22 protein-coding genes are annotated in these 24,342 nt (G+C 73.6%); 7 read left to right on the forward strand and 15 right to left on the reverse strand.

Features of this window, described 5'->3' with window-relative positions:
• Window positions 1-83: 83 nt before the first annotated feature.
• Window positions 84-521 (reverse strand): acyltransferase, encoded by a 438-nt coding sequence (locus WMF31_RS22325; RefSeq protein ID WP_242516202.1) that lies wholly within the window; start codon window positions 519-521, stop codon window positions 84-86.
• Between the two features lie 476 nt (window positions 522-997).
• Here WMF31_RS22325 and WMF31_RS22330 point away from each other — a divergent pair, with 476 nt between their 5' ends.
• Window positions 998-1,954 (forward strand): hypothetical protein, encoded by a 957-nt coding sequence (locus tag WMF31_RS22330; protein ID WP_436603885.1) that lies wholly within the window; start codon window positions 998-1,000, stop codon window positions 1,952-1,954.
• Between the two features lie 117 nt (window positions 1,955-2,071).
• On the opposite strand, the gene WMF31_RS22335 is transcribed toward WMF31_RS22330, so the two are convergent.
• From WMF31_RS22335 to glgA, 8 genes are all read right to left on the reverse strand, one after another.
• Window positions 2,072-2,458, reverse strand: coding sequence for a response regulator (locus WMF31_RS22335; protein ID WP_436603886.1), 387 nt, complete (start codon window positions 2,456-2,458; stop codon window positions 2,072-2,074).
• Between the two features lie 206 nt (window positions 2,459-2,664).
• Window positions 2,665-3,093 (reverse strand): DUF309 domain-containing protein, encoded by a 429-nt coding sequence (locus WMF31_RS22340; protein ID WP_436603887.1) that lies wholly within the window; start codon window positions 3,091-3,093, stop codon window positions 2,665-2,667.
• Between the two features lie 289 nt (window positions 3,094-3,382).
• Window positions 3,383-4,804 carry a GTPase HflX gene (gene hflX, locus WMF31_RS22345; protein ID WP_129347550.1) on the reverse strand — a complete coding sequence of 474 codons (1,422 nt, stop codon included), beginning with the start codon at window positions 4,802-4,804 and terminating at the stop codon, window positions 3,383-3,385.
• A gap of 52 nt (window positions 4,805-4,856) precedes the next feature.
• The gene (locus tag WMF31_RS22350; protein WP_129347549.1) at window positions 4,857-6,797 is read right to left on the reverse strand and encodes a GAF domain-containing protein; all 1,941 of its coding nucleotides are present in this window, start codon (window positions 6,795-6,797) and stop codon (window positions 4,857-4,859) included.
• A 29-nt stretch (window positions 6,798-6,826) separates the two neighbouring features.
• Window positions 6,827-8,278 carry a WD40/YVTN/BNR-like repeat-containing protein gene (locus tag WMF31_RS22355; RefSeq protein ID WP_436603888.1) on the reverse strand — a complete coding sequence of 484 codons (1,452 nt, stop codon included), beginning with the start codon at window positions 8,276-8,278 and terminating at the stop codon, window positions 6,827-6,829.
• 12 nt (window positions 8,279-8,290) lie between these two features.
• A complete protein-coding gene (locus WMF31_RS22360) occupies window positions 8,291-8,785 on the reverse strand; it encodes a FixH family protein (protein ID WP_436603889.1) in 495 nt (164 codons plus the stop codon).
• On the reverse strand, window positions 8,778-9,707 hold the full coding sequence (locus WMF31_RS22365; RefSeq protein WP_436603890.1) for a hypothetical protein: 930 nt from the start codon (window positions 9,705-9,707) through the stop codon (window positions 8,778-8,780). Before WMF31_RS22365 ends, WMF31_RS22360 begins: the two co-directional genes overlap by 8 nt.
• A gap of 182 nt (window positions 9,708-9,889) precedes the next feature.
• On the reverse strand, window positions 9,890-11,344 hold the full coding sequence (gene glgA, locus WMF31_RS22370; protein ID WP_436603891.1) for a glycogen synthase GlgA: 1,455 nt from the start codon (window positions 11,342-11,344) through the stop codon (window positions 9,890-9,892).
• Window positions 11,345-11,553: 209 nt separating this feature from the next.
• On the opposite strand from glgA, the gene WMF31_RS22375 reads away from it, so the two are divergent.
• Entirely contained in the window at window positions 11,554-11,853 is a 300-nt protein-coding gene (locus tag WMF31_RS22375; protein WP_436603892.1) for a hypothetical protein, read from the forward strand.
• 159 nt (window positions 11,854-12,012) lie between these two features.
• On the opposite strand, the gene WMF31_RS22380 is transcribed toward WMF31_RS22375, so the two are convergent.
• From WMF31_RS22380 to WMF31_RS22395, 4 genes are all read right to left on the reverse strand, one after another.
• Window positions 12,013-12,384, reverse strand: a complete 372-nt coding sequence (locus tag WMF31_RS22380) for a hypothetical protein (protein WP_436603893.1) — start codon at window positions 12,382-12,384, stop codon at window positions 12,013-12,015.
• 960 nt (window positions 12,385-13,344) lie between these two features.
• A complete protein-coding gene (locus WMF31_RS22385; protein WP_436606585.1) occupies window positions 13,345-13,563 on the reverse strand; it encodes a type I restriction endonuclease in 219 nt (72 codons plus the stop codon).
• A 117-nt stretch (window positions 13,564-13,680) separates the two neighbouring features.
• On the reverse strand, window positions 13,681-14,766 hold the full coding sequence (locus WMF31_RS22390) for an ATP-binding protein (protein WP_436603894.1): 1,086 nt from the start codon (window positions 14,764-14,766) through the stop codon (window positions 13,681-13,683).
• A gap of 174 nt (window positions 14,767-14,940) precedes the next feature.
• On the reverse strand, window positions 14,941-15,906 hold the full coding sequence (locus WMF31_RS22395) for a hypothetical protein (protein ID WP_436603895.1): 966 nt from the start codon (window positions 15,904-15,906) through the stop codon (window positions 14,941-14,943).
• A gap of 350 nt (window positions 15,907-16,256) precedes the next feature.
• On the opposite strand from WMF31_RS22395, the gene WMF31_RS22400 reads away from it, so the two are divergent.
• Window positions 16,257-17,024, forward strand: coding sequence for an AAA family ATPase (locus WMF31_RS22400; protein WP_436603896.1), 768 nt, complete (start codon window positions 16,257-16,259; stop codon window positions 17,022-17,024).
• A 45-nt stretch (window positions 17,025-17,069) separates the two neighbouring features.
• On the opposite strand, the gene WMF31_RS22405 is transcribed toward WMF31_RS22400, so the two are convergent.
• Complete coding sequence (locus WMF31_RS22405) at window positions 17,070-18,098, reverse strand: AraC family transcriptional regulator (protein ID WP_436603897.1); 1,029 nt, start codon at window positions 18,096-18,098, stop codon at window positions 17,070-17,072.
• A gap of 217 nt (window positions 18,099-18,315) precedes the next feature.
• On the opposite strand from WMF31_RS22405, the gene WMF31_RS22410 reads away from it, so the two are divergent.
• The 4 genes from WMF31_RS22410 (at window position 18,316) to WMF31_RS22425 (ending at window position 23,058) form a co-directional block, all read left to right on the forward strand.
• Window positions 18,316-19,419 (forward strand): Gfo/Idh/MocA family protein, encoded by a 1,104-nt coding sequence (locus WMF31_RS22410; RefSeq protein ID WP_436603898.1) that lies wholly within the window; start codon window positions 18,316-18,318, stop codon window positions 19,417-19,419.
• 153 nt (window positions 19,420-19,572) lie between these two features.
• Complete coding sequence (locus tag WMF31_RS22415) at window positions 19,573-20,772, forward strand: vWA domain-containing protein (protein WP_436603899.1); 1,200 nt, start codon at window positions 19,573-19,575, stop codon at window positions 20,770-20,772.
• 186 nt (window positions 20,773-20,958) lie between these two features.
• Complete coding sequence (locus tag WMF31_RS22420; protein WP_436603900.1) at window positions 20,959-22,011, forward strand: RluA family pseudouridine synthase; 1,053 nt, start codon at window positions 20,959-20,961, stop codon at window positions 22,009-22,011.
• A gap of 123 nt (window positions 22,012-22,134) precedes the next feature.
• Window positions 22,135-23,058 (forward strand): hypothetical protein, encoded by a 924-nt coding sequence (locus WMF31_RS22425; protein WP_436603901.1) that lies wholly within the window; start codon window positions 22,135-22,137, stop codon window positions 23,056-23,058.
• Window positions 23,059-23,152: 94 nt separating this feature from the next.
• Here WMF31_RS22425 and WMF31_RS22430 read toward each other — a convergent pair whose 3' ends face one another.
• Complete coding sequence (locus WMF31_RS22430; protein ID WP_436603902.1) at window positions 23,153-24,322, reverse strand: SMP-30/gluconolactonase/LRE family protein; 1,170 nt, start codon at window positions 24,320-24,322, stop codon at window positions 23,153-23,155.
• Window positions 24,323-24,342 lie beyond the last annotated feature (20 nt).

Raw genomic sequence — 24,342 nt, forward strand, 5'->3', positions numbered from 1 at the left:
AGCCGGGCGGCCCGAGCCCTCTGCCAGAGCTTCCGACGAAGGGCCGCGCCGCCCGTGCTCTCGCTGCTGTCCTGCCCAGCCCGTTACTGGCAGGAGGCCGGCATCTGCGCGCCGAGCAGGAGGCCGCGCAGCGTCGAGAGCGCCTGCCGGCCCTGCGGCGAGTTCGCCAGGCCGTCGCACGCCGAGGCCGCCGCGAGGTAGGCGCCCTGCTGCTCGGGCGGCGCCGACTTCGCGTTCTGGCGCAGCGCCGCGCAGCACTTGCGGATCCCGGTGGGATCGCCGACCCCCTTGACCACCTTCTTTCCAGCGTCCGCGTCCGCGTCGTCCGCCGCATCCGCCCCGGCGTCCTCCTCGGGCACGATCTGCGTGGTGGGCGTCGGCGTCGGGGTCGGCGTCGGGGCCGGCGCCACGGGCACAGGCGGCGGCTCCTCCTCCTCCTTCTTGCATCCGTTGCTGACGAGAGCGACCGCGAGGGGGAACACGAGCGCCCCCAGAACCGTGAAGAGCCGTGCAGGTTTCATCTCACCTCAAGTATCCGATTCGCGTTTGCGTGGGAACTTCTGTTCGACGAGGAACGCCCCGATCGCAGCCAACTTCCCCGAGCGCACGCGGTCCTGAACCCCGCCGACCTCACGCCCCCGGCGATCCGAGCGACGCAGAATATGGGCGTATCACGCCCCCTCGCAAGCTCGCGAACGTCGCCGGCGGCGCTGCCTCCGGCGCGCCCCGACGTCCGCTACGGGCGCGTCCGCCGCCGCGCACCCGCGCGTGAAGAGCGCGAAGGCCGCGCGCGCGGAGAGCGCGAAGGCCGCGCGCGACGGCGCACGATCACGCGGAACGTGGCCGCATCGGGGCGCGCCGGATCCCGCGCTGCGCGCGCGCCGGCGCCCCAAGCACGAGCGCGCGCGCCTGTCCAAATCATGAAAGGACACGCCGACCGGCCCGCTGGAGGGCACGACTCCAGCGCTCGACCGATACGGCTGAAGCACAGCACACCATGAAGATCACGCAGCAGCACGACGGGAGGAACGAACACCGATCCGCGGCCCCCGACCCACGAGAGGACACCTCGGTCGCGTTCTCGCTGGACGCGCCGGGCGACGCGGAGACCACCGCCACGACCTCGCCCGCGGCGGCCTCCGCCGGCGACGATCCCGACGCGGCCTCGGGGCTGATCGACCTCGCAGCGCTGGGCGCCGGGGGCCGGAGCCCGCGCGGCCACGTCCTCGATGTCCTGCCGATCTACCCGTTCGGCGAACCGTCCGCCCTCGGCGAGCCGGCTCCGCCCGCGACGCCGGCTCCGGCCGACGCTCCGGCGGCGCCGTCGTCCGGGGCGCCGCGGCGTGGGTGGCGCGCCCGCGCCGCCCTGCTCGCGGCAGCGACGGCGGCGATGGCCGCAGCCCTCGCCGTGGGCTTCTCGGCGCCGCGCGCCACCTCCGGGCCGCCCGCGACGGCGGACCGCGCGTCCGCGGCGCGCTCCGTCGAGGCGCGCTCGCCGCACCTCGACACGACGCCCGCGTCCGTGCCCGCCGAGCGCGCGCCTGGCGAGCGGGTGCCCGCCGCGGCTGCGCCCGCGGAGCCCGTGCCCGCCGCGGCTGCGCCCGCGGAGCCCGTGCCCGCGGAGCTCGCGCTCGCGGCGCCTGCGCCCGCGAGCGCGCGGGTCGAGGCGTCCGCGGAGCGCACCGCCCCCGGGGACGAGCCCGGCGCTGTCGCCTCGCGGAGCGCCCCCAACGCGCCCTCGCGGTCCGCCGGCGCGCCCGCCTCGCAGCGCACGCCCGCCGCCTCGCGGCCTGCCGGCGCCCCCGCCTCGCAGCGCGCGCCCGCCGCTGCTTCGCAGCGCGACCGGCCCGGGACCGCGGCGCCGGGCGCCCCGGGCGCCGGCGAGCGCCGTGCCCCCGCCGATCCTTGCCGCGGCGACCTCATGTGCGCGATGCGCCGCGCCGCCGGCGGCTGATCCGCCGCCGCCGCGCCGCCCGGGCCGGGCGCCTCGCCCCGGCCTGGGCCGCTCACGCGGCCCCCGCTCCCCGCCTCGAGCCGCTCACGCGGCCCCCGCGCCCGGCTTCCAGCCCGCTCACGCCGGGCTCGCCGCCGGCGCCGCGCCCGCGTGCACCGCGATCGAGTCGAGCAGGCGGTTCAGGTCGAACGGCTTCGCGACCGACGCGCACGCGCCGACCTCGCGGGCCCAGGTGCCGGCGTCCACGGCCGCGGTCATGACGAGGATCGGCGCCCGCGGGCCGGGGCACGACGCGTAGGCGCGCGCGAACCCCCAGCCGTCCATCACCGGCATGCGCATGTCGAGCAGGATCAGGTGCGGCCTGTTGCGCTTCAGCAGCGCCAGCGCGGCCTCGCCGTCGCCCGCCGAGATGACGTCGTAGCCCTCCTCGGCGAGCGTGATCTCGAGCATCTCCCGGATCTCCTGATCGTCGTCGACGATCAGGATCTGTTTGCGCCGTTGCACGCGGCTCCTTTCGGATTGCTCCTTCGCGCCGGGCTCGGCGCTCGCCGCCCCCTCGACCCGAGTTCCACAGGACCCCTCTGCCACGCTATCCCCCACGAGGACGCTCCCGGAGCGATCACCACCCCTGCCAAACGATGTCACGCCCGCGTCCCACGTCGCACGTGAGATGCCCGATCTCGACCGCAGAGCCCGCTCCGGTCCGACGATCACGCGGTCGGACATTCGTCCCCGGGCGCGGACGCACGCTCGCCCGCAGCCTCCATCCTGGGCAGAACGGAGGCGTCGAGCTCCGCTCGTCCCTCACGCGCGCGCCGCTCGATCGCGCGCGCGGCGCGATCGAGGTCGTCGCGGAGGAGCCCGACGGCCACGCCGCCCATGCCGTCCGGCACGCCCGCGAGCCGGGCGTGCGCCTTGCGGAGCAGGCGCACCGCGCCGGACGGGCTGCGCATCCGCGTGAGCTTGTGCATGGCCGCCGCGACCAGGATGAGCCCCTGCAGGAACGCCCTCCTCGCGGGGTGCGGCTCGGCGCGCCACCCGACCTCCCACAGCTCGTGGGCCTCGTAGAACAGCCCGGCGCGGTAGGCGGCGAGCCCACGCTGGACGATCGTCTCGAGCTCGTCGGCGGGGGAGGTCATGACGCGATGCCCACGGCGAGGCGCGGCGCGCGCGGCGACGCGCGGCGCGGCGGACGGGAAACCCTAGCACGCGGGCCCACGCGCTCCGAGATCCCCGGTCGCGGTGCTAGGCTCCGCGCGTGCAGCGGTGGATCCTCGTCGGGATAATCGTGGGGCTCCACCTCATCGCGTTCGCGATCGGCGTGCTCCTGCGGCGCTTCAGGCGGCGTCGCCGCATGCGGCCGCGCTGACGCTCGCCCGCCGCGCCGGCGCTCGCCCGCCGCGCTGACGCTCGCCCGCCGCGGCGGCCTCAGCGCGCGAGCAGGCTGCGCAGCCGATCGAGCGCCGCGGGGTGCGCCCGCACCGCGAGGCGGCCGCCCGCGTCGTCGTACTCCTCGGACAGCACGCGCGCGTTCTCGTAGATCTCCCCGATGAGGCTCTGCTTCGCGTACGGCAGCAGGATCTCCGCCTCCACCATCGACGCCTCGAAGAACGCGATGATCTCCTCGCGCAGCGCCGCCACGTCGGCCGGGACCCTCGCCGAGAGCAGCGTCGCCTCCGGGAACTCCAGGCGCAGCGCGTCCCGGTCGTCCTCCGACAGCCGGTCCACCTTGTTGAGCAGCAGCCGGCTCGGCACCTCGCTCGCCCCGATCTCGGAGAGCACGCTGCGCGTCACCCCGAGCTGATCGCGGAACGTCGGATCCGACGCGTCGGCCACGTAGAGCAGCAGCGACGCCTCGAGCGCCTCGTCCAGCGTCGAGCGGAAGCTCGCCACGAGGTCGTGCGGCAGCTTCTTGATGAAGCCCACCGTGTCCGAGACGAGGATCCGCGGCCGCACCTCGGGGTGGATCGCGCGCACCGTCGTGTCGAGCGTCGCGAACAGCTTGTCCGCGACGAGCACCTCGCTGCCCGTCAGCGCCCGCATCAAGGACGACTTGCCGGCGTTCGTGTAGCCCACGAGCGCCACGCGGCGCTGGCCCTGCCGGAGCGCGCGGCGCGTCGACTGCTCGCGCTGGATCGCGGCGAGCTCGTGCTTGAGCTCCGCGATGCGGTCGCGGATCTTGCGCCGGTCGAGCTCGAGCGCGCTCTCGCCGGCGCCCTTGCCGCCGATCCCGCCGCGCTGCCGGTCCCCGCCGCCGCCCGTCTCGCGCAGCCGCGGCGCGACGTAGTTGAGCCGCGCGATCTCCACCTCGAGCTTCGCCTCGCGGCTCCGCGCGTGGCGGTGGAAGATCTCGATGATCACACCCGCGCGGTCGAGCACCTGCGCGCCCGTGGCGCGCTCCAGGTTGCGCGCCTGGCTCGGCGTGATGTCGTGGTCGACCGCGACGATCGTCGCCCGGCGCGCCCCCGCGTGCCCGGCGCCGCCCCACTCGGCCGCCGCGGCGCCGTCCTCGTCCGCGTCGTCGCCGTCCCCGCCGAGCGCCCCCTCCTCCTCGCTCTCGGCGAGCCTCCGCGCACGCGCCTTGTTCTTCCGCTCCGGCGCGCCCGAGGGGACGACGCCGCTGCCGCCCGTGAGCTCCGCGAGCTCCCGCAGCTTCCCCTCCCCGAGCACCGCGGCCGCCGCGAGCGCGCCGCGCCGCTGCGACACGGTCCCGATCACCTCGAAGCCGAGCGTGTGCACGAGGCGGCCCAGCTCGGCCAGGTCGGCGGCGTGCTCGACATCGTCGATGCCGGGGAGCTGCACCCCGACCAGCACGGCGAGAGGACGTTCGTCTTGGTTGATCGTGGTCATACGGTGTGAAGGGTCGGAGCTTCACCCCATCCTGGCCCACGGCGCAAGTCGCTCAGCCGGCGTGCGGGCCCTTCTGCGCCGCGCGGTGGAGCCGCGCGAGCTCGATCGCCAGCGACACGACGCGCCCGAGCTCCCTGGCCACGCCCGCGTCGTCCTGCCGCAGCTCGCGCTCGGCCGTCCAGAAGCTCAGCAGGCCGAGCGTCTGCCCGCGCGCCGCGAGCGGCGCCACGATCGCCGAGCGGGCGCCGAGCTCCCGCAGCGCCGCGAGGTGCTCCTGCCCGTGCGCGACCCGCTGCAGCCACAGATCCGTGACCACCGGGAGCAAGCTGACCTCCCCCCGGGCCACCGCCTCGGCCAGCGGGCCGCCCTCGCCGACGAGCAGCGGCGGGAGCCGGACGAGCCGCGGCACGAGCGCCCGCGCCTCCCTCGTGCGCCCGGCGGCGACGACCCGCGGAGGCCCCCGGCCGTCGTCGAGCAGATCGAGCGCGCAGAGATCCGCGAAGCGCTCGCCGCCGAGCCGCACGAGCTGCTCGATCGCCGCCGCGGGGTCGGGCGCCTCCGCGAGCCGCGCGCTCGCCTCGGAGAGGAGCGCGCGCGCGAGCTCCGCCTTCCGGACCTCGGTCACGTCCTCGACGACCATCACGGCCGCGTGGATGCGCCCGTCCGCGTCGCGCACGGGCGTGGCGCCGAAGCGCCCCCGGCGGCGCTCCCCGTCGGCGCGGAGGAACTCGAGCTCCTCGCCCGCGACCGCCTCGCCGCCGTGCAGCGCCCGGAGGAGCAGCCAGCGCGCGCGCTGATCGTCGTCGGCCTCGCTGAGCAGCGACCGGAGCGGCGCGTTGCTCGGCGTCTCCTCGGGGCCGCGGACGATCTCCGCGAACCTCCGGTTGCTGAGCGCGACGACGCCCGACGGCGCCTCCGCGACCGCCACGCCGACGGCGAGCCGCTGGATCGCCGCCTCGAACCGGCCGCGCTCCGCGGCGAGCTGCTCGCGGAGCTGCGCCCGGCTCGCGAGCGCGGCCGCGCGGTCGGCGGCCTTCCGGATGAGCAGCCGGTCGCCCTCGGAGAACTCCGCGACCCGGCGCGAGCTCACCACCGCGACGCCGATCAGGCGCCCCTCGGAGAGCATCGGCACGCCGTACAGGGCGTGGAGCGCGTCGCTCGGGGGCTCGCCCTGCGCGCTCGCCTCGGCCCCCGCCGCGCCGCCGCCGGCGTCGGTGGCCAGCGGATCGGCCGCCGCCGAGCGCAGCGCCACCGGGCGCCGCTCGCGCACCACGCGGCCGACGAACCCCTCGGCCAGCCGGTAGGCGCGCGCGCCCCACTGCGCCTCGTCCACGCCGAGCGCCGCGCGGATGCGCAGCGCCTCGCCGTCGAGCAGCAGCATCACCCCCCAGTCGACCGACCGCGCCGCCTCGAGCAGCACCTCGAGCAGCCGCCGGAGGACCCGGTCGACCTGCGCGCCGCCCGCGCCCTCGATCGAGACGCGATCGAGCGCCCCGAGCGCGCGCTCGCGCGTCGCGGCGCTGCGCGTGGCCGGGTCGATGATGACCTGATCGAGCGCCTCGTGGAGGACGGTCATCTCGAGCCACGACGGCCGCGTCCCGGTCCGCTCGAGGAACCGCAGCACGCAGCGGCGCAGCACCGCATAGAGCTCCGTCACGTCGCCCAGCTCGAACCCGTCGCCCAGCGCGTCGAGCGCGCGGGAGCTGAGCAGCGGCTCGGGGAACTCGGACGAGACCGACGCGACGCCGGCCCACGAGTCGCGCTCCTCGTCGTCGCGCGGCGGCGGCGCCGCGGCGACGGCCGCGTCGAGGCGCTCGGCGATGCGCTCGAACACGGCGGGCAGCGCCCCGCGCAGCGCGGTGAGCCCCGGCGATCGCTCCCCCGGCGCGCGGCGCGCGGCGCCCGAGGCGCGCTCCCACGCGTCCAGGATCCCGGCGCTGTGCGTGCGGAGGAGCGCGGCGAGCGGTGATCTGGGAAGGTCTCTGGGCGACATTCACGCGCTGGCCGGGGCCGATGCAGACCTCAGTCTACGCCAGCCCGCGACAGCGGAGATCCAGAAATGTACCGGTGGCGTTCGCCCACCCGCCGGCGCGCCCACGCGAGCGCCGCCGCGGCCGAGAGGGCGAGCCAGCCCACGCCGCCGCCCCGCGGCGCCGCGGCCTCGGCGGCGGCCGCGCCGATCTTGCACCCGCACCCGCCCGCCTCCGGCGCGGGCGCTGGCCCTGCGCCGCCCGCGCCGCTGCCCTCGCCGCCGGTCCCCGCGCCCCCGTCGCCGCCGCACTGCTGGGAGCCGATGGTGGCCCGCGTCGCCCCCCAGAGGTCCTGGCAGATCGACGCCACGCCGCTCTCCGGCGCGCACTCGAGCGGGCCGCACAGCCCGTCGAGGTGCAGCAGCGCGGAGAACGTCGCGCCCCCGTCGCTCGACTTGCCCACGGTGAAGCCGTCCTTGAACTCCTCGCCGCAGGCGAAGATCCCCGCCGGGGTCCACGTCAGGCACCGCGCGCCCACGTCCGAGATCTTCTCGAACTCGAGCGAGCTCGTGGGCGCGCGCCAGATCCCGTCCGCGCCGCCGCCCACGATCACCGCGTCCCCGTCCGGCGAGAGCGCGAAGCCGAGCAGGTCGCCCTGGCTCTCGAACACCGTGGTGAAGCTCTCGCCGCCGTCGCGCGACACGAGCACCGCGTCGGTCGGATCGCCGTCGAGCCGCACGTAGAGCGTGTCGGGATCCGCGGGATCGATCGCGCCGATGTAGGGCAGGTGCCTGTCGTCGCTCCCCGGGATGTCGAGCCGCTCCCACGTCGCGCCGCGGTCGCTCGTGCGCTGGAGCGCGCCGGCGTACATGGGCGCGCCGAAGCGCCCGCTCACGTAGACGCGGTCGCGGTCCGAGGGGGCCGCGTCGACCGTGAGCGCGAGGAAGTCCTCGGGCAGGTCGCCGCCGGCCTGCGTCCAGGCGCCGGCGTTGTCGGCCGTCTCCCAGAGCTGCGTCAGGAACCGCCCCGCCCCGAGCCCCGAGCTGACGACGAGCACGGCCCGCGACGGATCCTCGCGATCGGCCGACAGGTCGACGACGTAGCGGTCCGCGAGATCGCCCCCGGCGAACGCCCAGTCGCAGCCGCCGTTCCGCGACGCGCTGAGCCCCTGGAAGACCCCGGCGACGATCGTCCCGTCGGCGAGGAAGGCCAGCATCGGGTCCTCGTTCCCGCCGAAGCCCACCACGGGCTCGCAGATCCAGTGCCAGCTCGCGCCGCCGTCCCGGGACGTGAGCACGCCGTAGGTCGCGCGCACGAGCAGGCGCGAGGGGTCGCCCGGGTGGGCCGCGATCAGGCCCGCGGCCGGGAAGCGGCCGTTGGCCGAGGCGGGGGCGGCGAGCGCCGCGGTCGCGATCAGCGCCGCGGCGGAGGCCGCGACGGCGCCGGGCCGCGGCGCGCTCTGCCCGCGGCGCGCGCGGGGGGTCTTGCTTGCATGGCTTCGCACGAGGTCCGGACGTTACCGGATCTCGTACTGGAAGGCCGCCTCGTCGGAGACGTCCGCGCCCACGGCGCGGTAACGCACCTCCCAGAGGCCCGGCATCGAGAAGACGACGTTGGTCACCTCGTAGACCCCGGGCTCGACCTCCTCGACGCGGGGCTCCGCGGGCGACGCGTGGCCCATGGTCGGCATGAGCGAGGAGACGCGGAGCGCGATCCCCTCGACGGGGTCGTTCGAGCCGGGCCAGGAGAGGCGCACGCGGAAGGCGTTCTCGCCCTCGGCGAGCGGCCGGAGCGGCTCCACCTCGAACGCGATCACGCCGGTCGCGCCCTCGCGCTCCTCGGGCCCCTCCGCCCCCCCGCAGCCCCCGAGCGCCGCGCCCCCGAGGGCCGCGCCCCCGGGCCCCGCGAGCGCGAGCGCCCCGAGCAGCGCGACGCGACCCAGCGCCCCGCGGCGGCGCCTCGAGGGCGAGCTGGTCGACGACCGATCCTGAGATTCACTTCTCTCAATCATGTCTTCCCCACACGTAGCGAACGCCGGCCGACAGCGCGGCGGCGGTGGTCTCGGCGCGGCCGGCCCCGGAGATCGGCACGTCCGCCTGGAGGTTGCCGATCGCGGTCCACCGCGCGCTGATGTCGTAGGCCAGCACGGCGAGCAGCGCGGTCCGCTCGCGCGTCACGTCCGTCAGGGCGCGGCCGTCCTCTCGCGGCGCGCCCTCGCGCTCGTAGAGGCCGCCGAGCGTGAGCGACAGCCCGGAGGCGGGCCACGCGGGCCCCGCGGCGGCGACGATCTGCAGGCGCGGCGCCGGGTGGATCGCCTCGCCGGTCGGCTGGTGGTACCGCGAGCGGACGCCGACCGAGGCGGCGAGCAGCGCCTGGAACGACGCGCCCCACGCCTTCTCGAGGACGAGGCCAGGCCGGAGCTCGGCCACGCCGAGCCCCGTGGCGTCGGCGGCGAGCGGATCGCTCGAGTCGCGGTAGGATCGCCCGGTCGGCAGCGTGACGCCGAGCGTGAGCGCGGCGGCCGAGAGCCACGGGAGCCTGTCGCGCTCGACCAGCTCGAGGCGCCCCGCCACGGCGACGTCGCCCACGCCGCCGCCCGAGGAAGCGGCGCCGCGCGACCCGCGCCACGTGGCGAGGAGCGGCGCGGTGATGCCGAGCTGGACGCGCTCCTCGACGCGCACCAGCCACCCGACGTCGGCCCGGAGCTCGCGGTCGTGGCCGTCGCCGGCGGAGGGGGCGAAGTCCCGCTCCAGGGTCCACGACCCGAAGCGCTCCGAGCCCCGGAGGGCGAGGCTGACGGCGGCGCGCTCGGACGGGGCGAGCCACTGGCCCATGCCGTGGCCGGCCCCGCAGCAGGCGGCGGCGCGGGCGGTGTTCGAGGACGTGGCGAGCGACAGGACGAGCGCGGCGCCGGCGAGGGCCCTTTGGAGCACGGCGGCAGCTATAGGCGACGCCGCCGCCCCGGGGCATGCGACACGTTGTCGCGCTCAGCCGCCGAGGGCGTGCCGGTAGACCTGGACGTAGCGGCGCGCGGGCCGGAGGTCGTCGCGCTCAGCCGCCGAGGGCGTGCCGGTAGACCTGGACGTAGCGGCGCGCGGGCCGGAGGTCGTCGCGCTCAGCCGCCGAGGGCGTGCCGGTAGACCTGGACGTAGCGGCGCGCGGGCCGATCCCAGCCGAGCTCGAGGCGCATGATGCGGCGCTGGACCGCGGGCCAGCGGGGCGAGGTCAGCGCGGCGAGCGCGCGCTGCACGCCGCCGAGCAGCGAGGTCGCGGTCGGCTTGTCGAACAGGAACCCGGTGCCCGTCTCCAGCTCGGCGTCGAGGTCCACGATGGTGTCGACGAGCCCGCCGGTCCGGCACGCCACCGGGGCGGCGCCGTAGCGCTGCGCGTAGAGCTGCACGAGGCCGCACGGCTCGAAGCGCGACGGCACCACCACGAGGTCGGCGGCGGCCATGAGCCGGTGCACGACGGCCTCGCTCACGCCGCCGAGGAACCTCGCCCGCTCCGGCGCCTTGGCGGTCGCGGCGGTCAGCTTCTGCATGAGGGCGGGGTCGCCCTCGCCGGCCACGACCACGCTGACATCGGCCTTCAGGATCTTGGGGATGGCGTTGGCGAGCAGGTCGCTGCCCTTCTGCGCGACGACCCTGCCGACGGACACGATGAGCGGCCGCTCCGGCCGGATCTCGAGGCCGATCTCCTGGAGGAGCGCGCTCTTGCAGCGGCCCTTGTTGCTCACGTCCTCGGCGTCGTAGCGCGCGATGAGGGCGGGGTCGGTCATCGGGTTCCAGACGGCGTAGTCGATGCCGTTGACGATGCCGGTGAGCTGGGCGGCGCGGGTGCGGAGCACGCCGTCGAGCCGCTCGCCGTGCTTGGGCGTGAGGATCTCGCTCGCGTAGGTGGTGGAGACGGTGGTGAGCGCGTCGGCGGCGAGGATGCCGCCCTTCAGGAAGTTGAGCTGGCCGTAGAACTCGAGCCGGTCGGGCACGAAGTGGTCGTCGGAGAGGCCGAGGCAGGCGAGCGTCTCCTTCGGGAAGAGGCCCTGGTGGGCGACGTTGTGGAGGGTGAGCACGGACCGGCCGGGCGCGGCCTGCTGGTGGCGGAGCAGGTAGGCGACCATGGCGGTGGGCCAGTCGTGCACGTGCACGATGTCGAACGGCGAGCCCGAGCGCGCGCGCTGGCGGACGAGCTCCACGACGGCGCGGGAGAACAGCGAGAAGCGGCGGGCGTTGTCGTCGTAGGCGCGCCCCTCCTCGCCGTAGATCCCGGGGCGGTCGTGGAAGCCGGGCACGTCGAGGACGACGAGCTCGACGCCGGTGCTGAGGCGCCCGTCGAAGAGGGTCACCTGGATCGGCCCGCCGGGCGAGACGCTCGGGTCGACGTCGAGGGACATCGGGGTGAGGCGGCGGGCCATCATGAGCCCGCTGGCCTCGAGCGCCTGGTAGCGCGGCAGCGCGATGGTGACCTTGTGGCCGAGCAGCCGGAGCGCCTTCGAGAGCGACGCCACGACGTCCGCGAGCCCACCGACCTTGACGATGGGCGCGATCTCGGAAGCAGCGAAGAGGATGTCCATGCGGGCGCGGGGTGTAGCACGAACCGGGGTCCGGGCGGGGCGCGTTCCGCACCGCGGGCCCGGGCGGGGCTGGGCTCGCAGTCGGCTCCGCGGGGTCTCCCCGTGCCGCCGGGCGGTGCGACAGCCAGGCGGGCCGGTCGCGCTGCGCCCCTGCGCGCCGGATCGCGCGGAGAGATGGGCCCGCCCCCCCAGCGGTCACCAACGTGGTCGTGAACGTGGTCGTGAACGTGGTCGTGGTCGTGAACGTGGTCGTGGTCGTGAACGTGGTCGTGGTCGTGAACGTGGTCGTGGTCGTCGACGACCCAATCGTCGACGTGAACGTTCTGCCGACCCGTTGGTCGACGATCATCGCTGCCTCCGTGAGGTCCCGCGCAACCGAGCTCCGGTTCGCGTCAACACCTCCGCCATGTTCGGATTCTAGCGACTTGACGGTCTATCGTTGCGCCATCTCATTGCTCGCTCTCAGCGACCCGCTGACAGCTCGGGCCGAGGTGAGTCGCGGGAAATGAGAGCGATGACTTCCGGGTGACGTTCACGTTCACGACCGAGCCGTTGACGACCACGACCACGTTCACGACCACGACCACGTTGGTGATCGATCTCCAGGAGCGCCCGCTCGATCTCCTCCGGGCTCGCCGCGCGCGGCAGCGCCTCGCGCAGGTGTTCGGTTACGGCGGAGGGAGCATCTCGACGCCAGCGCCGGGGTCTGCGAGGACGCCCCACAGCTCCCGCGCGAGCGCCTCAATTTCCGGCGACAGCTCTCCGCCCGCGAGCCATTGCTGCACGAGCGAGGAGAGCCGCTCAAGACGCTGAATATCGTCCTCCGTGACCCTCTCCGGTCCACCCTGCGCCAGCCCCTGCTCGCGCCGCGTCATGAACCGGCGCAGTCCGGTTTTTAGCTCCTCCAGGCCATCGAGCAGATGAGCCTCGTACCTGGCGAACACGCAACGCCATACGAGCATCTGCAGCAGCCCCTCCCCATTGTAAATGGCCGCAGCCGTATCAGCGCTGACCGCACGCTCCGCATCCCCGCTACTCAACGACGCCTCCTGTAACAAAAACTGTCACTATATGCACAGTGACGCAGGACCTCTACCGAATGGGAAATGACAATTGTCTCCATTTGGGTACGTGTAGGAGCACATCCACCCAACCGGCACAAACCGGTTACAGGCATACAGCTTGCCATTACCAACGCTTGGTCTTTTTGGATGAGCGGCATAGGCGGCGTGGCAGTAGATTTTATGCGCCACGCACTTGTCGGAGCATGGGCCGCCATGCTCTGCCTTCTTACAGAAAATTCGATTTGTCAGAACCGCCTCGGAGACCTCCTCTGTTCGCTCCTCTGCACCCTGCTCCATGGTTGTACCGTCATCGCCTTGGCCAACAACGCATCCCACAGCAAAAATGGCACCGATCAGAACTGCCGACCATCTCATAGAGCATCGCCCCCCTCCCGTGAAGGTTCAAGCAGCCAGAACCGTGCCTTCCGGACGTGAGAACCGGAGAACCAGAACAGGAGCGCGCCGTGCCCGCTCGCCTCGCGAGCCTAATCGAAGCGAGTGCTAGATCGACACGCGAGCTAGCTCATCCGTATGATGTGCTTTTGAGGCGGACAGAGGCAAACCCGAAAAAATCGGTCAAATTGGTCGAGTTGACACGGGCGAGAGCACGGCGCAGCCGCACGCCTTGCCGAGCTCGCCGGCTAGACGCCCGAAGTGGACGGCCCACGGCTGCCGTAGAGGGTCCCCTCGAGTTCGCCCACGGCCGCCCTGACGCGGGCGGCTACGAAGCGCTCGGAGACCGAGACGCCGCAGTGGTGCTGTCTGCTCCGGTGCCGTGTGGCGCGCCCCCACCCCGCTCCCATCGCTCCCCCCGCTCGGTACACACCGCTCTCGTCGCCATCACTGACTTCTTCGCGATGGGAACAGGTAACCGGCACCGCTCGCGCGGTCACGATACCTCGGCCTCCTGGAGCGAGCCGACCGACAGGATCTCCTTCATCTGACGGGCCACCTCGCCGGACTGCGAGCCAAGTGCACGAGCGCGCGCTTCTTGAACTGGAAGAGTCGATGCCGCGGGTCGCGGGCCCGGTACTGCCGGGTGGCGTCGTCGACGCTCTGCCCTGTGAGGTGGTTCTTCAGCTCGGCGGTCGCGATGGGCAGGCCGTTGAGCGAGAGGAGCAGGTCGACGGGATCCTTGGCATCCGCATCAGCAATGAAGCGAACCTACCTCGTCACGACGAGCCGGTGAAGGTCTTCGGGTCGCCCTTCACCCATCCGCCCGGACCGAGGAGGCTCGCTTCGATGGCGTCTTGGAGGGCTCTTTCGTCGTGTTTACCGGGCATCGTCGTCGTCCTGGTCGCTCCTGGAAGGTGCACGCGTGCTCCGAGGACAGGCGCGGTACGCCTGGTCGGGGTGCCGCACGCGCTCAGGATGGGTCCGCTCGAGGAGCCCCTCGTTGACCATGGGCGAGAGGTGTCGCTCGACGAGCTTCGCCGCATCGGCGAGGCCCAGCACGGCGGCGAGCTCCCCCGGCCTCCAGGCGCGAAGCTCGGCCAGGCGGAGGATCCCCTGACGAAGGCGATCTTTTCTAGGTCTCGGGCCGAGCGAAGTCAGGAATTCACGTACGGACGGCGGCAGGCCCTCGACGAGTTCCCCCCTATCGGGCGCCAGCTCCCCCCTGTCCGCGGCGGGCTCCTGGCTCAGCTCCCCCCTATCGGGCGCCAGCTCCCCCCTATCCGCGGCGGGCTCCTGGCTCAGCTCCCCCTGCACCTCCGCGACCTGCCCAGCGGGCACGCGAGCAGTCCCCGGGGACCGGCCGCGTACGATCGGGCCGAGCTCGTAGAAGCTGGCTGCGCCCGCTGCGTGCAGGGTCAGGAGCTCCCGGTCCCGCAGGCGCCGCAAGAGCTGGCTCGCCCCCAGGGTATCGAGCCCCGAGATCTGCCGCATCCGGGCGTTGTCGATCCGGCCGCGCCGGTGCGCTTCGAGCAGCACGCGGAAATCCAGATCCGTGAGCTCCACGTCACCCAGCGCAGCAACGAAGGCCCGATCCTCTGCCGTCAGCGTCGGCGTATTGCGGAGTGTGATCCGGAATTCTCTCGGTGACGGCTCCAGCACCGGTGCTGGCAGGAACAGTCCTTCCATCTCCGCGAAAATGCGCGGTATTCCCTCGCCCTGATCGCGCATGAAGCCGAGGTCGACGAGCGCGCGCACGGTGCGCGGGTTCCTGCTCACGTGCACGCGCCGCAGGCTGAGTAGATCCTCGAGGGCGATGTCGGGAACGAGCCCCCCCGGGTTGGTCACCTCGAGCCGGTCATCGAAGAACCAGACCTCCGTCGTGCGGCCCTCCGTGGTGTAGTCCCGGTGGGCGACCGCGTTGAGGATCGCCTCCTTCCAGGAGAACTCCGGGTACTCCGTCACCGCGCGGAAGCGATTGCCAACGAGGCGCGAGGGTCTCCCGCGCCGCTGGCGCTTGTACCGGAAGAACTCGGTGCGGCCAAGACGCGGGCCTGAGCCGCGGCTCGATCGTTGGCGCGCCGCGGGAGGCTCTGCAGAGCCTCCCGGGACGCCGCGGTGACGGCCCCACCGCTCGGCTCAGGGCGTCACGCCCTCACCGCCCCCTGCCCCGCCCGGCCCTCCACCACTGCCCGAGCCGCCAGCGCCACCCGCGCCACCCACGCCCCCCGGTTCTCCCGCGCCCCCCGCGCCGCCAGCATCACCCCCGCTCGCCTCCGGCGCCTCTGCCTCGGCCCCGGCCGCCTCCCTGCCCGCCTGCGCCACCTGGACCCGTGACAGCAGCCGCGGCGTGATCCGCTCGAACTCCTCGCCGTGGAAGTAGTACCCGATCTTCCGGACATGCGGGTACCGCTGCACGAGGAGCGTCCACAGCCGGTCGCGCGCGTCCTCGGCGGGCGCCCTCTCCCGCCGCGTCGTCTCGGCCCGGGCGCCGCTCGGCGTCAGGTTCTCGAGCAGCCACTCGCTCGTCCGCCCGAGCTTCTCGATCTCCTCCCGCGCGAACGGGTGAAGCCCCTTGAGCGTGTCCTCGTGCCGCAGGAACAGCGCCGCGAGCTCCATCCCGTCGCGGGCCGTGTCGTACTTGCCGGATCCCGCCCGGATCTGCGCGACCCGCTCCTTGTCGAGCAGCCCGCGCCGCGCGAAGAGCTCCGCCTGCGTGAGCAGCTCCTCGCGCGGCCCGCTGATCTCCAGCAGCGCCCGCTCGATCTCCTTCGGGCTCGCGGCGCGCGGCAGCGCCTCGCGCGACGCGAACAGGAGCGCCCGCGCGATGTCCGGCAGCTCCAGCGCCTGCTCCACGGGGATCTTCGGCAGGTGCTCCCGCACGGCCGCCACCTGCGCCTCCGTGCCGAGCACCGCCGCGACGCCGCGCTTCACGTTGACGAGCACGATGCGCGGGTCCGCCCGGCACACCTGCACCTCCGCGGGCGGGAGCTCCGCGCCGACGGCCTGATACCGCGTGTACAGGGCCTGGTAGCTCCCGGCCCCCTCCTCTCCCGGGGCCTGCGCCGCCGGGGCCATTTCGGATCCGTTGGTAGGATTCGCCATGGTCACCGAACCTACCAGCGCCCACCAGGACACGGGACGGGCAGCAAAATCACGACATTGTGTTAAACGACATACAGATCCCTGTGCGCCGGAGACCGGATCCCTGCCCTCGCCGACAGATCTGTATGCTGGCCATCACCCAGGCGGTCCAACCGCACACATTTCTGAATGCTGGCTAACACAAAGACGCCCGCTCGCAGACAGATCTGTGTGATTTCCTACTCCCAGATCGGCCCCGGCAGACAGATATGTATGCCGCGCTACTTCAGGGTGCCCCCCGGGGCGCGCGCCTCTGCGAGACCGGCGTCCGGGGGCTCGCCTTGCGGCACCTGCCGCGGCACGACACGGCCATGACCCGCGCCTCCCGCCACGCCCACCAGCACGGCTTCCTCCGGTCGGTCCGGCTCGTCCGCGACCGGGTCCCGGACGGCTCCAGGTACCCCTTCAGCATCCCGGCCGTGCGCGCGCTCGAGGCCCTCGAGGAGCTCGACCTCCACCCGAAGGTGACGTTCCTCGTCGGGGAGAACGGCTCGGGCAAGTCGACGCTCATCGAGGCGATCGCGATCCTCGCCGGCTTCAACGCGGAGGGCGGCTCCAAGGGGTTCAACTTCGCGACCCGCCGCTCCGAGTCCGAGCTGCACACGGCCCTCAAGCTCATCCGGGGCGCGCGCCGGGAGCGAAACGGCTTCTTCCTCCGCGCGGAGAGCTTCTTCAACGTGGCCACGCAGGTGGACGAGCTCGGCGTGAGCGAGGCGTACGGCGGCACCTCCCTGCACGAGCAGTCGCACGGCGAGTCGTTCCTGGCCCTCGTCAAGCACCGGTTCAAGCCCCAGGGCCTCTACCTCCTCGACGAGCCCGAGGCGGCGCTCTCCCCCGCCCGGCAGCTCACGCTGCTCGCGCGCCTGCACGAGCTCGTCGAGCGCGGCGGCTCGCAGCTCGTCATCGCCACCCACTCCCCCATCGTGCTCGCCTATCCGGACGCGACCATCTACCACCTGTCCGACGACGGCATCGCGCCCGTCCGCTACGAGGACACCGAGCACTTCTCGCTGACGCGCGACTTCCTCCTGCACCGCGATCGCTTCTTTCGCGAGCTCTTCAGGGCGGACGACGACTGACGCGCGACGTCCTCCTGCACCGCGACCGCTTCTTTCGCGAGCGCTTCAGAACGGACGGCGAAGATCCGTGATCCCGAGCGGAGCGGCCTCGTGAGGCGCTCCCGATCTCCCGCCCGCGGCCCCTGGCGGAGGGGCATCGCCGCGGGGCTCCGTCCGCCGGCGCCGGAAGGAGCCAGGGGTCTCGCCCACGTGCCGCTTGAACGCTTTCACGAAGGCGCTGTCGGTCTCGTAGCCCACGGCCTCCGCGATGGCGCTCGTCGACTGGGCGCCTTGGGCCATGAGCCCCGCGGCCTTGTGCATGCGCCAGCGCGCCAGGTAGGTCAGCGGCGCCATGCCGACGACGGCCTTGAAGCGCGCCGCGAACACCGAGCGTGACATGCTCGCGATCCGCGCCAGGCTCTCGACCGTCCACGGCTTCTCCGGGCTCTCGTGCAGGCGCTGCAGCACCACGCCGAGCTGCGGGTCCGTGAGGGCCCTCAGCCAGTTGCCCTCCTCGACGGGGAGGGTCGCCACGTGCGCGCGCAGCGCCTGCACGAACAGCACGTCGCAGAGCCGGCTCGCCACCATCTCGTAGCCCGGCTGCTCGGCCTCCATCTCCGAGGCCAGCATCTGCATCGTGGACACGAGCCACCCGGAGGTCACGCCGCCGTCGCCCTTCACGTGGAGCATCGGCGGCAAGCTCACGACCAGCGGGTTGATCGACCTCCCTTCGAAGGCGAACGCGCCGCAGACGAGCGTCGTGGGCGCCCCCGCGCCGCCGTGATGGACGATGCCCCCGCAACGCCCGCCGCGGGACGCATAGACCTGGGCGAGCGACGCGACGTGCCGCGTCCCCGCGCTGTCCCGGAGGACGTGGGGGACCCGGCCCAGGATGAAGACCAGATCGCCGCCCGAGAGCGCGTGCCGCGCGCCGTCGATGTCGATGTCGAGCAGGCAGCTCCCGCGCGTGACGACGTAGAACAGCGCGTAGCACGGGGACTCGACGTGAATGCCCCACGGCGCCCGCAGCTCGAACCGCCCGTGCACCATGCTCCGCAGGTGAACGCAGCCCAGGGCGTCCGCAAGGACATCCATGATCGTGCTCCTCGGCGGACGATCGAACCACAAAACCGGACGCTCCGCCAAGGATCGTCCGGGCCCCACGGAGTATGGTGACTGCGCGAACCCCAGCGCGCGTCCGATCCGCCGAGCAGGTGCCCTGACGGGCGCGTGCTCCCGATCTACCGAGCAGGTGCCCTGACGGGCGCGTGCTCAAGGGCGCGTTGCACCCTGGGAAAAAGGACGAGGATCCATGAGCAAGGCCAACGATCCGAAGAAGAAGATTCGTGTGGGGATCATCGGGGCCAGCCCGAGCCAGCATGGCTGGGCCATGCGCGCCCACCTGCCGGCGCTCGCGGCGCTGCCCGCGTACGAGGTCACCGCGGTGAGCACGACGCGGCAGGCGAGCGCGGACGAGGCCGCGCGCCGCTTCGGGGTGCGCCACGCCTTCGACCGCCCCGGGCCGCTGATCGAGCACCCCGAGGTGGACCTCGTGGTCGTCTCGGTGCGCACGCCCCTGCACGCGGGCCTCGTGCGCGCCGCCTTCGCCGCGAAGAAGCCCGTGCTCTGCGAGTGGCCCCTCGGCGCGTCCCTCTCCGAGACCGCCGATCTCGCACGGGGCGCGGAGTCCGCCGGCGTGCGCACGGCCGTCGGCCTGCAGCGGCGCTTCGCGCCGGGCGTGCGCTACCTCCGCGACCTGCTCGACCAGGGCTACGTGGGCGAGGTCCGCTCCGTGACGATCGACGTCGCGATGCCGATGCTCGGCGCGCAGGTCCCGAAGGCCTACGCGTACGGCGCCGACGCGGGGAACGGCGCGACCACGCTGACCATCATCGCCGCGCACTACCTCGATGCGGTGCTCTGCGCGGTGGGCGACCTCCGGAGCCTCTCCGCCGTGGTCGCGCGCCGGATCGAGGCGACCACGATCATCGAGACGGGCGAGGTCGTCCCGGTCACCGCGCCGGACCAGGTCGCCATCGCCGGGACGCTGGCGAGCGGCGCGGTCCTGTCTGCCCATTTCGACGGCGGCAAGCGAAACGGCGGGGGCCGCTCGGTCACCCTCTCGGGCACGGAGGGCGATCTGCGCCTGTCCGAGGATCTCACCGTCTCCGGCGCCCGCGGCAACGGCCAGCCGCTGGAGCCGCTGCCGACGCCCGAGCGGTACCTGACGATCCCTCGGTCGGGGATGCCGGACGAGGCGTACCAGATGGCATATTTCTATGCGGCCCTCGCGAAGGACTGGGCCGAGGGGACCGAGGTCGTGCCGACGTTCCGGGAGGCGTTGCGGCTGTACCGCCTCCTCGACACGATCTCGGAGTCCTCGGCGACGGGCCAGCGTCTGGATTGGAGGGGGTAAGCGCCTGCGGGAAATCCACGTGAGCTGGCGCTAGCACGCTTTCCGCCCCACCCAGACCCACGTCGGCGCCCCTGCCCCCTTGGCGGTGCGGCGCCCCTGCCCCCCCCCGCCCGGGCGGCGACAAGCCGTCGCGGCCCGTGTATCGTCTGGATCGTGCGAAGTACTCTTGTCTTTTCCAGGCTCCATGCCCTCACCACCTCCGCCCTCGTCGCCGCCGGCCTCGCCGCGAGCTGCGGCGGCGGCAACGACAACGGCCAGACGCCGCAGGGCGCCGGCGGCGCCGGCGGCGCCGGCGGCGGCACCACGACGGCGACGACGACCACCACCACCGGCGACGGCTCAGGCGGCGCGCCGGACACCTTCGGCACCAACGTCGGCGGCACCGACGTCATCACGACCGGGGCCGAAGGCGGCGGCGGGAGCTGCCAGCAGCTCGAGATCCAGTTCGAGCCGCAGACGCCGACCGTGATGATCGTCGTCGACCGCTCGGGCAGCATGTACTCGAGCGGCTACTGGGACCCGCTCAAGACCGCGGTGCTCAACGTGGTCGAGAACCTGCAGGACCGCGTGCGCTTCGGGTTCCTCACGTTCACGGGGCTCGCCGGCCAGCAGTGCCCGCTGCTCGCGCGCGCCGAGGGCATCGCCCTCAACCACCACGCCGCCATCGCCGCCGCCTACGACGAGGCCTCGGTCCCGCCGCAGGGCAAGCTCGAGACGCCCACCGCCATGACGTTCAACGAGGTCGTCGTCCCCGAGCTCCTCGCGTTCCCCGAGCCCGGCGCCAAGTACATCCTGTTCGTCACCGACGGCGAGCCCGATCGCTGCGACGACGTGCGCGCCGAGTGCGCGCGCGACGACGTGATCGGCGCGGTGCAGGACGCCCACGCCCAGGGCATCGGCACGTTCGTCTTCGGCCTCGGGACAGGCGCGCTCGAGCAGCACCTGCAGGACATCGCGAACGCCGGCGCCGGCCAGCCGGTCGGGCGGCCCCAGAGCGGCATGGATGCGCCGTGCTTCGAGAACGCGGGCACCTACGCCGAGGCCGGCGGCTCGGCGACGTACTACACGCCGGACCCCACCGACGCGACCGCCCTGGAGAACGAGCTCAGCGCCGCCATCGCCGGCGTGAAGAGCTGCACGTTCGACCTCCAGGGCTCGATCAAGGTCGACCTCCCCAATGCGTCGCTCGGCAAGGTGCTCATCGACGGCGCGAGCGTGCCCTACGACGCGCAGAACGGCTGGACCATGGAGAGCGCCACCCAGCTCGTCCTGGTCGGCGACGCCTGCGAGCAGCTCAAGGACGCCACGGAGATCTCGTTCGACTTCCCCTGCGAGATCATCGTCCCCCGGTGAGCCGCGGGCCGGCGCGCCCCGACGAGCCTCCTCGCCCTGTCGCCCGCGGCGCCGCGCCCGCGGGCGGTCGCCTTCACCCCGCCGCGCCCGCGGGCGGTCGCCTTCGCCCCGCCGCGCCCGCGGGCCGCCGGCTTTTCCGCGCGCCCGGCCGGGGCTTTTGCTAAAGGCTCCGGGCAACCTCGACCCATGACCAGGATCAGCGCGCGGGAGCTCGCCGGCACGACCGGCCCCTTCGGCCGCGGCACGCAGGTGGTGCGCCCGCCGGAGGTGCCGGAGGGCTCGGTCGTCACCGTGCTGCGCGTGCCGCCCGAGTCGGCCGGCATGCGGCTCGACCGGTTCGTCCAGACCCAGCTCAAGCGCACGAGCCGCACGCGCGCCGCCCAGATCGTCGCCCGCGGCGCCTACTCGCCCGAGGCGCGGCGCCTGCGCGGCAGCGACCGCGTCCGGCCCGAGCAGTGCATCCTCCTCTGGCGCGAGCCGTGGGACGAGCAGGCCCCCGACACCGCGATCCCGGTCCTCCACGAGGACGAGGCGCTCCTCGCCGTCAACAAGCCGCCGTGCCTGCCCGTGCACCCCACGGCGCGGTACCACAAGAGCACCGTCATCAAGATGATGGAGGCCGCGCGGCCGGGCGAGCGGCTGTTCCTCGCCCACCGGCTCGACCGGGAGACGAGCGGCGTGCTCCTGCTCTGCCGCACGCCCGAGGCGGACCGGACGGTGAAGGCGCAGTTCGAGGAGCGCGCGGGCGTGGTCAAGCGCTACGCGGCGATCGCGTGGGGCTGGCCCGAGCAGGACGCGTTCCGCGTCGAGCTGCCGATCGAGCTCGACCCGACGAGCCGCTACAAGGTGAAGATGCGGATCGCGCCGCCGGGCCGCGGGCTCGCCTCCGCCACCGCGTGCGAGGTGCTGGGCCGCCGCGTCGATCCGCGCACCGGCCGCCGCTACGCGCTGATCCGCTGCACGCTGGAGACGGGCCGCCAGCACCAGATCCGGGTCCACCTCGCGGCGAGCGGCCTGCCGCTCGTCGGCGACAAGCTCTACGGGCCGGACGAGGACCTGTTCGCGCGCGGCGCCGACGGCGTGCTCACCGAGGAGGACCGCCGGGCGCTCGAGCTCGACCGGCACGCGCTCCACGCCGCGCTCCTGGAGCTCACCCATCCGGCGACCGGCGAGCGCGTGCGCATCGAGGCGCCGCTCACCGAGGATCTCCGCGGCTTCTGGGACGCGCTCCACGCGTGACCCGCGCGCGGCGACACGGCCCGCTCGCCGGTAGCGCACGCTCGCCCGCCAGCGGCGCGCGACCGCGTTCGCCGCCGGTGCCGGATCTTGTACCGTCGCGCCGACTTACGTACGATGAACCGGATGAGGCGTGCGCGAGACGACCTCGATGCGCTGCGGGCTCCAGCGCTTCGGTCCACACCGCTCGAGGCCGAGAGCACCACGAACGGCGTGGCGTCCGGGCCGACCGCGAACGGCGAGCCATCCAGCCCGGAGGCGCCGGCGGACGCTGCGGGGGCCCTCCTGGGTGCGGCCCGGCCGGAGGCCGCGGGGCTGGCGTCGTCCGCCGGCGCCCGGCCGCTGCCGGACGGCCCGCGCCCCCGGGGCGACGCGAGCCTGGATCGCGAGCGGTACGAGCGGTACGCGATGCCCGCGAGCGAGCTCCCCGCGGCCCACGTCCACGCCTTCCGCGGCGACGCGAGCGGGGTGCTCGCGATCGTCCGGCGCGCGGTGCAGTCCGTGACGCGCGATCCGGCGCGCCACCGGCGCCGGCTGCCGAAGTCCCGCTTCGACGCGATCCGCACCTTGCCGGAGCTCGCGATGGCGCTCGACTATGCGGCCACGCGGATGCAGCCCGAAGAGGCGTCGCCGCCCGAAGTGGCCGAGCGGCTCGACCTGATCCACGAGGCGCTCCGCCCGACGCTCGCGGCGGCCGAGGTGTGCTTCCCCCGCGGCATCGTCCCCGAGACGTTCGGGATCGTCCGGCGCGCGCTCGTGGCCGGCGATCCCGCGAACGCGGCCGCCGCGATCACGGATCTCATCATGGACCGGTGGAGCCACGTGCAGAACCGCATCTCGATCCCCCGCGAGGAGCTCGCCCGGATGAACGAGGCGGCGAAGTGGCTGCTCCGCAACACCCGCCCCGCGGAGCGGCTCGACTCGAGGGACATCCGCGATCGGCTGTGGTCGCTGCTGCGCGAGCGCTACGAGCAGCTCCGGGCCATCGCCCAGGAGGTCTCGGGCGACGAGTCCCGCGAGTACGCCCCCGAGCGGCTCGCGACCGAGTGAGAGCGCCGAACAAAACCGGACCGCGCCAGGCGGCCGGCGGCGCGTTCATCCCCTTGCCCGGATCCACGGGCGGCCCCCCCCGAGGGCTGCGCCTTCAGTAGGGATAGCCGGGGATGTTCATCTCGATCGAATAGAGCGAGTTGCCCGCCGTGATGTAGAGCGTCTTCCGATCGGCGCCGCCGAACGCGACGTTCGACGCCTTGTTCACCCCCTCGATCGTGCCGAGCCTCGCGCCCGACGGCGCGAGGACCTCGACGCCGCGGCTCCACCCGACGTAGAGGTTGCCCGCGCAGTCGACGGCCATGCCGTCGGCGCTCTCGAGGTTCGAGGCGAGCTCGGAGGAGGGGCCGGGCGCGCCGCCTTCGTCCAGCGGATATCGCCGGATCCAGCCGCCGAAATCGCCGGCGTAGAGCACGCTCCCGTCCGGCGAGAGCGCGACGCCGTTCGGCTGGGCCATGGTGTCCACGACGCTCACCTCGCCGGACGGCGACACGCGGTACACCGCGGTCGGCAGCTCCGACCGGCCGGTGAGCTGAAAATCGGGATCGCTGAAGTAGACGTTGCCGTCGGCCCGCACGGCGACGTCGTTCGGCGAGTTGAACCGCTTGCCCTGGTAGCCCTCGGCCACCGGGCGCCGCGCCCTGGTGCCGAGGTCGAACACGGAGATGCTGCGCGTGTCGTGGGTGCACGCGATCAGGTCGCCGTCCGTGAACAGGCCGAGACCGTTCGTCGAGCTGTCCTCGATGAACACCTCGAACGAGTCCGGCGGCGTGAACCGATGGATCGTCGCCGGCGGGCCGTTGAGCGGCGGCGCATTGCGCCGCGCGAGGTGGATCTCCGAGAACAGCAGCGCGCCGAGCTCGGCGACCCAGACCGGCCCCTCGACGTAGTCGAACCCGCCGCGCACCTGCTGCGCCCTGCGGTTCGCCGGCAGCGGATCGGCCGCGTACGGTCCTCCCGGGCAGATCCGCGCGTCGCTGCCCCCGCCGCCCGCTCCTCCGAACCCTCCCCCGCCGTGCCCCCCCTCGCCGTGCCCCCCTTCTCCGAGCCCCCCCTCTCCGGCACCGCCGTCTGCGCCTGCGCCCGCGCCCCCTGCCCCGCTCGCCGTCGTCGCGCCGCTCGCGCCCGCGCTGCCGCTGGTCCCCGTGGCGACCTGGCCTCCGGTGGAGCCGCCCGGATCGCCGTCCCCTTCCGATGACGATCCGGGAGGACCATCGCCGTCACCGCAGCCGCTCGCGGCCGCGAACAAAGATCCCCACAGCAACAGAGAAAATTGAGCTCTCG

The sequence above is a fragment of the Sorangium sp. So ce1036 genome (assembly GCF_051369805.1).
GTDB lineage: Bacteria > Myxococcota_A > Polyangia > Polyangiales > Polyangiaceae > Sorangium > Sorangium cellulosum_F.

Coding starts and splice junctions, on each gene's coding strand:
- WMF31_RS22360 (WP_436603889.1), bottom strand. CDS start 8,785: ATGATTGAGAGAAGTGAATCTCAGGATCGGTCGTCGACCAGCTCGCCC.
- WMF31_RS22350 (WP_129347549.1), bottom strand. CDS start 6,797: ATGTCGCCCAGAGACCTTCCCAGATCACCGCTCGCCGCGCTCCTCCGC.
- WMF31_RS22330 (WP_436603885.1), top strand. CDS start 998: ATGAAGATCACGCAGCAGCACGACGGGAGGAACGAACACCGATCCGCG.
- WMF31_RS22420 (WP_436603900.1), top strand. CDS start 20,959: ATGACCAGGATCAGCGCGCGGGAGCTCGCCGGCACGACCGGCCCCTTC.
- glgA (WP_436603891.1), bottom strand. CDS start 11,344: ATGGACATCCTCTTCGCTGCTTCCGAGATCGCGCCCATCGTCAAGGTC.
- WMF31_RS22340 (WP_436603887.1), bottom strand. CDS start 3,093: ATGACCTCCCCCGCCGACGAGCTCGAGACGATCGTCCAGCGTGGGCTC.
- WMF31_RS22410 (WP_436603898.1), top strand. CDS start 18,316: ATGAGCAAGGCCAACGATCCGAAGAAGAAGATTCGTGTGGGGATCATC.
- WMF31_RS22405 (WP_436603897.1), bottom strand. CDS start 18,098: ATGGATGTCCTTGCGGACGCCCTGGGCTGCGTTCACCTGCGGAGCATG.
- WMF31_RS22400 (WP_436603896.1), top strand. CDS start 16,257: ATGACCCGCGCCTCCCGCCACGCCCACCAGCACGGCTTCCTCCGGTCG.
- hflX (WP_129347550.1), bottom strand. CDS start 4,804: ATGACCACGATCAACCAAGACGAACGTCCTCTCGCCGTGCTGGTCGGG.
- WMF31_RS22325 (WP_242516202.1), bottom strand. CDS start 521: ATGAAACCTGCACGGCTCTTCACGGTTCTGGGGGCGCTCGTGTTCCCC.
- WMF31_RS22395 (WP_436603895.1), bottom strand. CDS start 15,906: ATGGCGAATCCTACCAACGGATCCGAAATGGCCCCGGCGGCGCAGGCC.
- WMF31_RS22425 (WP_436603901.1), top strand. CDS start 22,135: ATGAGGCGTGCGCGAGACGACCTCGATGCGCTGCGGGCTCCAGCGCTT.